Annotated in this window: 8 protein-coding genes and 1 pseudogene; 6 read left to right on the top strand and 3 right to left on the bottom strand. The window is 56.5% G+C overall.

Annotated elements, in window-relative coordinates; genetic code table 11:
- Positions 1–154 precede the first annotated feature (154 nt).
- Positions 155–880, top strand: coding sequence for a metallophosphoesterase family protein (locus tag VLH40_00375; protein ID HSV30464.1), 726 nt, complete (start codon positions 155–157; stop codon positions 878–880).
- 55 nt (positions 881–935) lie between these two features.
- Here the strand turns inward: VLH40_00375 and hcp are convergent, their stop codons facing one another.
- The 3 genes from hcp to VLH40_00360 form a co-directional block, all read right to left on the bottom strand.
- Positions 936–2591 carry a hydroxylamine reductase gene (gene hcp / locus VLH40_00370; GenBank protein ID HSV30463.1) on the bottom strand — a complete coding sequence of 552 codons (1656 nt, stop codon included), beginning with the start codon at positions 2589–2591 and terminating at the stop codon, positions 936–938.
- Positions 2592–2666: 75 nt separating this feature from the next.
- Positions 2667–3458: a 4Fe-4S binding protein gene (locus tag VLH40_00365; protein HSV30462.1), complete on the bottom strand. Its 792-nt coding sequence runs from the start codon at positions 3456–3458 to the stop codon at positions 2667–2669.
- A gap of 28 nt (positions 3459–3486) precedes the next feature.
- Positions 3487–3918, bottom strand: a complete 432-nt coding sequence (locus VLH40_00360) for an Rrf2 family transcriptional regulator (protein ID HSV30461.1) — start codon at positions 3916–3918, stop codon at positions 3487–3489.
- A 320-nt stretch (positions 3919–4238) separates the two neighbouring features.
- Here VLH40_00360 and VLH40_00355 point away from each other — a divergent pair.
- The 5 genes and pseudogenes from VLH40_00355 to VLH40_00335 all read left to right on the top strand — a co-directional run bounded on the left by VLH40_00355 (position 4239) and on the right by VLH40_00335 (position 9722).
- A pseudogene (locus tag VLH40_00355) lies at positions 4239–5003 on the top strand (esterase-like activity of phytase family protein).
- Positions 5004–5620: 617 nt separating this feature from the next.
- Positions 5621–6607 carry a thiamine pyrophosphate-dependent dehydrogenase E1 component subunit alpha gene (locus VLH40_00350; protein ID HSV30460.1) on the top strand — a complete coding sequence of 329 codons (987 nt, stop codon included), beginning with the start codon at positions 5621–5623 and terminating at the stop codon, positions 6605–6607.
- Complete coding sequence (locus tag VLH40_00345; protein ID HSV30459.1) at positions 6607–7617, top strand: alpha-ketoacid dehydrogenase subunit beta; 1011 nt, start codon at positions 6607–6609, stop codon at positions 7615–7617. The genes VLH40_00350 and VLH40_00345 overlap by 1 nt, the downstream gene beginning before the upstream one ends.
- Before the next feature lie 14 nt (positions 7618–7631).
- Positions 7632–8534, top strand: coding sequence for a class II fructose-bisphosphate aldolase (locus VLH40_00340; GenBank protein HSV30458.1), 903 nt, complete (start codon positions 7632–7634; stop codon positions 8532–8534).
- A 15-nt stretch (positions 8535–8549) separates the two neighbouring features.
- A complete protein-coding gene (locus VLH40_00335; GenBank protein HSV30457.1) occupies positions 8550–9722 on the top strand; it encodes a dihydrolipoamide acetyltransferase family protein in 1173 nt (390 codons plus the stop codon).
- Positions 9723–9764 lie beyond the last annotated feature (42 nt).

Here is a 9764-nt window from a genome sequence, read left to right as displayed (position 1 = left end):
CACGAGACCGGAATTCCGGATCACTTCGGTGGAACCGGAGATCCCGCCGGAGGAAGAGGAACATTCCGAGTGTGAAAAAGAGAGCGATAGCCGGGAAGAGGACGATGAAGAGGACGATGAAGAGGACGATGAATAGGCGTTCCCCCCCCCGCCCATGACAATCACCGTTTTTTCCGATATCCACGGTAATACCCCCGCTCTGGAGGCGGTCCTGTCGGACATCGCCTCATGTGGAGTGGAGCACCTGGTCTGCCTGGGGGACCTGGTCGGCTACGCCCCCTTTCCCAACGAGGTCATTGCGCGGATCCGCTCTCTCGCCATACCGGTGGTGATGGGTAATTACGACCAGGGGGTGGGCAACGCCGTGGAAGAATGTGGCTGCGCCTACCGGACGCAGGAGGAGAAGGCTCTGGGGCTGGTCTCCATTCGTTGGACCAACGCCGCCGTGACCCTGGACAGCCGGCAATACCTGAAAAGTTTGTTGCCTCGCTATGAAATGACCGTGGGGAAGATAAGCCTCCTGTTCGTGCACGGCAGTCCCCGCCGGATCAATGAGTATCTTTATCCGGACCGGCCGGATGAGTCTCTGCGCCACGTCATGACCGGAGAAAAGGCCGGAGTGCTCGTCTGTGGGCACACCCACCGTCCCTTTGTCCGGGAGGTCGGGGAGCTTCTCTTCGCGAACGACGGGAGCGTGGGGAGGCCCAAGGACGGAGACTGGCGGGTGTCCTGGGCCTTGCTTGACCTGTCGGACGACCGGCTTGCGGTCGAGATTCGACGTCTGGAATACGACCTCGCTTCTTTGGAAGCACCTTACCGTTCCTCGGGGCTACCGATGCAATATTTCGAAGAGTTACACCAGAATCTAAAACGGCAATGATGACTCTTTGCCCCGGTGGGGATGGTTCCCCGACCGGGGCGGTTCGAAACTTCGCTCAGGCGGGGACAGTGCTGAGAATAGTCTTGAGATCTTCTTCCGGCGTGGTGATCGGCAGCAAGTGGAAGTTGTCTTTCAAGACCTGGTAGGCCGCCGGAGTGATAAAGGCCGGGAGACTGGGTCCCAGCCGCATGTTCTTGATCCCCAGGTGGAGGAGGGAGAGCAGGATACAGCAAGCTTTCTGCTCGTACCAGGAGAGGACCAGCGACAGGGGAAGATGGTTGACGTCGATGGAGAGAGCCTCGGCTAGGGCTAAAGCAATCTTGACCGCTGAGTAGGCGTCGTTGCACTGTCCCACATCCAGGAGCCGGGGGAGGCCGCCGATTTCTCCGAAATCCAGTTTGTTGAAGCGGTACTTTCCGCAGGCCAAGGTCAGAATCACCGAGTCTTTCGGCGCCGCTTGGGCAAACTCGGTGTAATAGTTGCGTCCTGACTTGGCCCCGTCACAGCCACCGATCAGGAAAAAGTGCTTGATTGCCCCATCCTTGACCGCTTCGATCACCTTGTCGGCCACCCCCAGCACGGCATTACGGCCGAAACCGACCAGGATATTTTTCTCCGGACCGTCTTTCGGAAAGCCGGGGGCGGCCAGCGCCGCTTCGATGACCGGAGCGAAATTCCGGTCCGAGATATGGGTGACGCCCGGCCAGGCTACCAGCCCCGTGGTGAAGATCCGCGCCTGGTAGCTTTCCTTCGGTTTCTGGATACAGTTGGTGGTCATCAGGATCGCTCCGGGAAAGGCGTCAAGCTCCTTCTGCTGGTCCTGCCAGGCCCCCCCGTAGTTCCCGGCCAGGTGCGGATACTGATTCAGTGCGGGGTAACCGTGACAGGGGAGCATCTCCCCGTGAGTATAGACGTTGATCCCGGTTCCCTCCGTCTGTTTCAGGAGTTCGGCCAGGTCCTTGAGATCATGGCCGGAGACCACGATGGCCTTGCCCGCCCGGGGGGTGACCCGCACCGAGGTGGGTACCGGGTGGCCGTAGGTACCGGTATTCCCTTCGTCGAGCATTTCCATCACCCGGAGGTTCACTTCTCCCACCTTCAGGGCCCGACTCAAGAGGTTATCGACCGTGAGATCGCTGCGGGTCAGAAAATCGAGGGTTTCGTGGAAGAAGGCATAGACGTCGTTGTCCTCTATTCCCAGGATCATGGCATGGTCGGCGTAGGCCGCAACCCCCTTGAGGCCGTAGAGGATCAGGTGAAGGAGGCCAGCGGGGGTGTCGCCCATCCGTTTGATGTGTTTTTGTAGAGTGACCTCCTCGCCTTGGCGGATCAACCCCTCTAAGGTGTCGGCCGGCGTCCACTGAGCTGGTCCGGTGAGGGTTTCCACCGGCTTTCCGGATGTCCGGGCGGCCTCCTCATACAACGTGCGGGCCTTGCTTTTAAGCTGGGCGGCCCTTAAGAGAATTCCCCGGAGCCGTTCCGGGTCGAAATTCACATTGGTGACGGTGGTGAAGAGAGCCTCCAGGACGAAGTGGTCGATTTCCCGGTCCCGGACACCCAGTGCACCGGCGCGGTGGGCATACGTGGCTATTCCTTCTGTGGCATGAACGAGGAGATCCTGTAGCGCCGCTGTTTCTGGGGTTTTTCCGCACACCCCAAAAGTGGTGCAACCTGACCCTTTTGCGGTTTGTTCACACTGGTAACAGAACATTTGAATATCGCCTCCCTGTTATATGATTTATGGGTGAAAGGGTAGAAGGGCCAGTGCCTTCTCCCCGGATTTTCATCATTTCAGGGCTTCCTGCGGTTGAGGTTTTGAACCCTGAACCCTGGACTCTGCGCTTTGAATCACTTCTCTTTTGATGATCCCGCCATTGATCCCGATTTTGGTCAGCGTGAGGGGAAATGTGATCCCGCTCCGGCGGCGGGCCTCTTCCACCAGCTTGACCAGACCTCCGCAGCAGGGCACTTCCATGTATACCACCTCGCCGGAAACGGGCTGGTTGACGGTGAACATTTCGGTAAGTTTATCCAGGTAATAAGTCCCATCGTCCAATTTCGGACAGCCAATCAAGAGGATTTTGCCCGGGAGAAATGACCTGTGGAAATCCCGGTAGGCAAAGGCCGTACAGTCGGCGGCGATCACCAGGGGAGCGCCTTTCAGGTACGGAGCTTGTGGAGAAACCAGGGTTATCTGAACCGGCCAGTTCCCCAGAAGCGATGGCTGGCGGCCTTCTTCCGGGGTGTGGGGAACGGTTGACCAGTCCTCCCGAAAAAGCGTACGGGCCAGCGACCCCGGACAGAGCGGGGGACCAGCGGTTGGTTTCCGGGACAGGTGTTTCTCCACCGCGGCGGCATCGAAGGATTCCGCCTCCCGTTCCACGATCCGGATTGCGTTCTGTGGGCATTCGTCAAGACAGGCTCCTAACCCGTCACAATAACTGTCACTGACCAGGCGGGCCTTGCCCTGGCGGATCTCGATGGCTCCCTCGGCACAGGCCGTCGCGCAGAGCCCGCAGCCGTTGCATTTCTCTTCGTCGATGGTGATAATGGATCGCTTCGTCTTTCTTTCCGTCATCTTGATCGCCTCCCTGTTGTTTTAGTGTCTACTTTCTGACCAGCGGTTTTATCGGTGAAAAAGAGACCAAGTCGGCGAGGATACGCCGGGTGAGAAAATCTTTGAATTCCCCGGTGATATTCTCCAGGAAACCACCGAACAAGCAGCATTGGAAGGGACAGTTTTTCCGGTTGAGGATACACTCGTTTGTGGTGAACGGTCCTTCGATGGCCTGGTAAATATCCAGAAGAACTATGTTCACGGCTGCCTTAGCAAGAGTGAATCCCCCCCCCGGCCCCCGGGTCGCGGTCACCAGGCCGGCCTGCGCCAACCGGCGCATGACCTTGGCCAGGTGTGCTTCCGACGATCCCGTTTCCCGGGCGAGGTGCCCGCTACTGAGAGGAGTGTCGGCCGCGGTTAAAAGAGCCATACCGTGGAAGGCTATGGAGGTGGCTTCATTGAGTTGGAACAATCCGGACATAGGGTACCTGCCTTTTATTCTGGCATTATGGTACCATAATACCAGAATATGTCAAGAGACTTTTCCAAAAATCCTCGGAAAAAATCACCACTCCGGAATAGGAAGCTAAGCCTCTTATCTGAGAAACAAAGCAACTGATGGGCAGAAATGGCCGCGGGCCGTCGGTTGGAAAAAACGAGAACAGATTCAGCTTTTCCGCTGGACCGTTCTTAGAAAAAGCGCCCCTATAGCTTGATTTATTGAAAAGACGTCTTGACCATGGCGGGCACTAAGTGCCTGAACGAGGACGGCGGGGATGATTTTTATAAGAATCACTCCAGGTAGCACCTGATGGAACCTGGTGGTTCGGAGACGAATTTGGACCGTTTATATTCCAAACGGATACAGAGGGGGTTGTTCTTCAGCCGCCGATCATGATATCCGGTGTCATGGCACCGGAGAATCCATTCCTTGAAGACGGTGAGGCGTATACCTTGCCACGAAGCAGTGGATTCGAAGGAATGGCGCTTAGTGCAGATGGAACAAGACTTTATCCCATGCTTGAAAGAGCATTGATAGCAGACCCCGGGAATAGGCGAGTTATCTTTGAGTTTATCCTGGAAACCAACGAATTCACCGATAAGAGGTTCTTCTATCGCATGGATGAAGGTCTTATGACCGGTGATATGATTGCTGTCAATGAAAATGAATTTATTGTAATTGAACGAGATGGAGAACAAGGCATAACGGCAGGGCATAAACAATTATTTGTAATGGACATGAGGGAGATAGATGCCGAAGGATATGTCACGAAACGTAAAATTGCCGACCTTATGGATATAGCCGATCCGGATTTAATCTCTCTTCCTGGCCGACCAGAGGACATTGGACTTGGAAATCCGTTTAGCTTCCCATTTGTAACAGTAGAAGCTGTGACAATGCTTGGTGAAGATACACTCGTGATTACCAATGATAATAATTTCCCGTTCAGTACAGGGCGAAATCCAGCCTATCCCGATAATACAGAGATAATCAAAATTCAATTGAGTGAGCCGCTTGACCTTGCATTGGACATTCCCCAATCTCCCGCTGAACAAAGAAGATAGTAGTGAAGCAGGGGGGTTTGCTACCATACATGGATCTACCCCGGATAGAACACCGGCAGATAACCCTCTTCCTGACCTTCCCCCGAAATAACAGACAGCATATTAAGAGACATTCCGGTGCACCTGTTCAAACTCACTCATCTTTTTGTCCGTGAGAAGACGGCCAGCGCTTTTTTTAAGATCTCCCGTTCTTTCCCCGCCGGTCCCGGTTCTCTGTGGGGAGCCGGGGGAGCTCCTCATCTTCCGGTTTCCCCTGTCCCGCGCCGGGAAAGGGGGTGAGGGAGTCTTGGTTTTTCACATTCCGGCGACTCATCTGAGACAGTCAATATCCGCATTCCGGAACCATGTTCCCCCGTGGTTGAGGGAGAAGCTCATGATTGTGATGTGCGAAAGTTGAGTCAATGGCTATAATTGTATATAATATCTTCATAACAAGCGAGTCGTTGGCGGGAAGGCGCCTGGTCGAGATTACGAAAAGCAAAACAAAAAAGGATTGTTAAAAATGGGAAGGCGCCTGATGCAGCGTAGGACTTTTTATTAAAAATGCCCTGACTAACGGATTTTTGTGTAATTGCAGGTCAAACTTGGATTTAAATAGGTGAAGGATGGAAAAAGTCATGAAGACCGATGAGGCGGTGCGTCATCTCCGGATGTACGAGATGATGGCCCTTATTCGCCAATACGAGGAAACGATCTATTACCTGTTTTTGGAAGGAATCATGCCCGGGACCATTCACCAATACCAGGGACAGGAAGCCTGTGCGGTGGGGATGCTCTTCGATCTGAGAACCACCGATTACATGACTTCGACTCACCGGCCGGCCGGCCATGCGTTGGCTAAAGGGGTGTCGGTTGAATCCTGCTTGGCGGAGATGTTCGCTAAAGCCAGTGGGTGCTGTCGGGGTAAAGGGGGCTCCATGCACCTGGGGGATATGGCGGTGGGTGCCGTTCCGGCGATCGCCATCGTGGGCGGGGGCTTACCGATCGCAGTGGGTATCGGTTTGTCCTGCAAGATGCGCCGGACCAATAACGTGGTGGTCTGTTTCTTCGGTGAGGGGGCGGCCAACGAGGGAGCTTTTCACGAGGCGTTGAACGGAGCGGCGATCTGGGACCTCCCGGTGATTTTTGCCTGTGAAAACAACCTGTATGCCGCCTCGACGCCCATCCGGGATATGCTCAAGGTCGCCCATGTAGCCGACCGGGCCTGTGCTTATGGTATGCCGGGGGAAGTGGTGGATGGAAATGATGTCCTGGCGGTCAACGAAGCGGCTCAAAGAGCCATTGCCCGGGCCCGGCAGGGTGGGGGGCCGACACTTTTGGAGCTCGAGACCTATCGGATGGTCGGTCATTCCAGAAGTGATGCCTGTGGTTACCGGAGCCGGGAAGAAGAAGGATATTGGAAGAGCCGGGATCCGATTATTCGCCTGCGTGAACATCTGCTCGCCAATGGGGAAGCGGACGAGCGGCATCTTGAGACAATTGAAGGGATGGTAATCGAAAGGATCGAGCGGGCCTTGACTGAGGCCCGGAACGCCAGGGACCCTCGCCCCGAAGATGCTCTTAAGGACGTCTATTTCGAGGGGGTGAACCGGACGTGGCAGTGATGAGTGTCGCTGAAGCTTTGCGCCAGGCGATTCGGGAAGAAATGATCCGGGACGAGCGGGTGTTCTGCCTCGGAGAGGATATCGGCATCCCGGGGGGGTTTGGCGGAGCTTTTACCGTCACGCTGGGTTTGGCGGAAGAATTCGGCCGGGAACGGGTTCTGGACACGCCGATTTCCGAGATCCTGATTGCCGGAGCCGCGGTCGGAGCGGCGCTGACCGGTATGCGTCCGATCGCCGATGTACAATACGCCGATTTTCTGTTCTGTATGATGGATCAACTGGTCAACCAGGCGGCGAAGATGACTTATATGTCCGGAGGGATGGTTTCAGTACCCATGGTCGTGCGCGCGCCGGTGGGGGCCACGACGCGGGGGGCACAGCACGCCCAGAGTCCCGAGGGGTTCTTTACCCATGTGCCGGGCCTCAAGGTGGTTTGTCCAGCGACCGCCTATGACGCGAAGGGCCTTTTAAAAACCGCCGTTCGTGACGATAACCCGGTGCTGGTTTTCGAGCATAAGCTTCTTTATGGAGCCAAGGGGAGTCGTGCGGAAAAATCGGCTCTTAGCCCGGTAGGGGAAGTCCCCGAGGAAGAGTACCTGATCCCCTTTGGAAAAGCGGCTCTGCGTCGGACGGGACAAGAGATCACCGTCGTTGCCAACCTCTTGATGATGTACCGCGCCCTGCAAGCGGCGGAGATTCTCGAGAGGGAAAGCATCAGCCTGGAAGTGATCGATCCCCGGTCGCTCGTCCCCTTCGACTATGCGGCGGTCATCCATTCCCTGGAAAAAACTTCGCGTCTCATGATCGTCGAGGAGGATACCCGGCGCAATGGTTGGGGAGCGGAAGTGGCGGCCACCATCGCCGACGAGGCTCTCTACCTTCTCGATGCGCCGATCCGCCGGGTGGCCGCTTTTGATGTGCCGGTTCCCTTTGCTCCGGTCATGGAAAATTTTGTGATTCCTTCGGTCGAGCGGATTTGTCAAGAAGCGAGAAAACTGATGGAAGCCTGAAGGAGGGTGATGAAATGCCCCTGGTTTCAATGAAAGACCTTCTCCAGTCCGCCCGGGACAACCGGTATGCCGTTGGATATTTTGAATCCTGGAACCTGGAATCGTTATTGGCTGTAGCCGATGCGGCGGAACTCGCTCGTTCGCCGGTGATCATCGGTTTTAACGGGGGTTTTCTGGAAAATCCGGTTCGCCGGTTTCCCGAGCACCTGACTCATTATGCCGCTCTTGGGCGATCGGTGGCGCAACAGGCAACTGTTCCCATGGCCCTCCTTCTCAACGAGGCCGGACGGATCGCGACTCTCATCAGGGGTTTGGAGTCCGGTTTCAACGCGGTAATGTATGCCAGCCCTTCGGGAGGCTCCTATGATGAACTGGTACGGGAAACCCGGTGCCTGGTAGATGCCGCCCGGGTCCACCATGGGGCGGTGGAGGGTGAATTGGGAGAACTCCCCTGGGCGGACCGTAAGAGTGGGACTTGGGGGGGCGGTGAAAAAACCGACCCGGAAACAGCCCGGAAATTTGTCCATCAGACCGGAGTGGACGCCCTGGCTGTGGCGGTGGGCAATGTCCACGTGCTGGAAACCGAAAAGGTCAGCCTGGATTTTCCCCTTCTTCGCTCGTTGTGTAAGGCGGTTCCGGTACCCCTGGTTCTCCACGGGGGGACGGGGATAGACCGGGAAGCGTTACGGGAAGCGGTTAGCTTGGGAATCACGAAAGTCAATGTGGGAACGCTCCTGAAAAGGACCTGGTTAAACACTGTGCGTACGCGGCTTTCCTCTCTGGAAATCGAGTATTCCGACCCTCACGAGCTTCTGGGGCAAGGTGGCGGGCAGGATGTTCTGCAGGAGGCCCGGGATTGCCTGAGGGAGGAAATCGGTCATTTTCTGTCTATCCTGGGGAGTGCCGGCAAAGCATAGAAGGGGGGGGATAGCGTGGCTTCCGGGATCAAGGTACCCTCCGTGGGACAGACCACCAGTGAATTTCAAATGTTGGCCTGGCGCAAGAGCGTGGGGGAGTCCGTTAAAAAAGGAGAGGTGCTCTTCGAGATCGAGACCGACAAGGCGGTATTGGAAGTGGAATCTTTCCGGGAGGGACATCTTCTGACTATCCTCGCTCCGGTGGGATCTCTGGTGAACACCGGACAGGTGGTCGCCTATGTCGGAGAATTGGGAGAGGTATTACCGGAGGAGGGGGACGAAAGGAAGGTGTCGCCCTCCGCAGAGCCGATCCAAAAAAAGGACGAGACGACAAGCGGTGGACTGGTCCCGCTCTCCGGGAAGCGGATTCTGGCCTCGCCCGCGGCCCGTAAGCTGGCCCGGGAAAAGGGTATTTCTTTGGCGTCCCTGATTCCGGAAAATGGTCAAACGGTCAAAAAGCGGGATGTTTCCACCGCAAGCCTCCCAGCGGACCCCGCCTTGCCCTTTACCGACATTCCTCTGACGGATTTCCGGCGTTTGATCGCCCGGCGGATGACTCAAAGCCAGCGGGACATTCCCCAGTTCACCCTGGAGGTCAGTCTGGATATGACCGACCTCGAAACCTACCGAAAAAATCTGAACGACCGGCGCAGAGATGGCGAAGCGTGGATTTCGCTCAACGACTGCCTGGTTGTCGCTTTAAGCCGGGCGGTTCGGGAGGTTCCGGCAGTGAATGCCCGCTTTCAGGGAGAGTCCATCCGGGTTTTTCACGAGGTCAATGTCGGTTTCGCGGTGGCCACGGAACGGGGCCTGCTGGTACCGGTCCTCCGGGGAGCCGAAAAAATGACTCTGCGTCAGGTCGCCGGACAGCGGGTCCAATTGGTGGAGCAAGGCAGACTGGGCAAGCTCACTCCCGCTAACCTCAGTGGCGCGACGATCACCCTGTCCAACTTAGGAGCCTGGGGTATCGACCGCTTTACGGCACTCATCAACCCCCCGGAAACGGCTATCCTGGCCGTTGGGCAAGTCACCGAGCGCTTGGTGAGTCGGGAGGGGAAGCCGGTCTCCCGTTTGACCGTCTTCCTGACTGGTTCGTTCGACCACCGGGTGATCGATGGAAGCGATGCGGCGCGCTTTATGCGCCAGATTAAGATCCTGGTGGAAAACCCAACAGATTTTCTCTCATAAACCGGATGCTGCACCAGTGATCCGGCCAACCACCATCCAGTC

This window comes from Atribacteraceae bacterium (assembly GCA_035477455.1).
GTDB lineage: Bacteria > Atribacterota > Atribacteria > Atribacterales > Atribacteraceae > DATIKP01.
Note: the sequence above shows the minus strand (reverse complement) of the source record. Positions and strands in the feature narration are given on the sequence as shown.

Coding starts and splice junctions, on each gene's coding strand:
- VLH40_00375 (HSV30464.1), top strand. CDS start 155: ATGACAATCACCGTTTTTTCCGATATCCACGGTAATACCCCCGCTCTG.
- hcp (HSV30463.1), bottom strand. CDS start 2,591: ATGTTCTGTTACCAGTGTGAACAAACCGCAAAAGGGTCAGGTTGCACC.
- VLH40_00365 (HSV30462.1), bottom strand. CDS start 3,458: ATGACGGAAAGAAAGACGAAGCGATCCATTATCACCATCGACGAAGAG.
- VLH40_00360 (HSV30461.1), bottom strand. CDS start 3,918: ATGTCCGGATTGTTCCAACTCAATGAAGCCACCTCCATAGCCTTCCAC.
- VLH40_00350 (HSV30460.1), top strand. CDS start 5,621: ATGAAGACCGATGAGGCGGTGCGTCATCTCCGGATGTACGAGATGATG.
- VLH40_00345 (HSV30459.1), top strand. CDS start 6,607: ATGAGTGTCGCTGAAGCTTTGCGCCAGGCGATTCGGGAAGAAATGATC.
- VLH40_00340 (HSV30458.1), top strand. CDS start 7,632: ATGCCCCTGGTTTCAATGAAAGACCTTCTCCAGTCCGCCCGGGACAAC.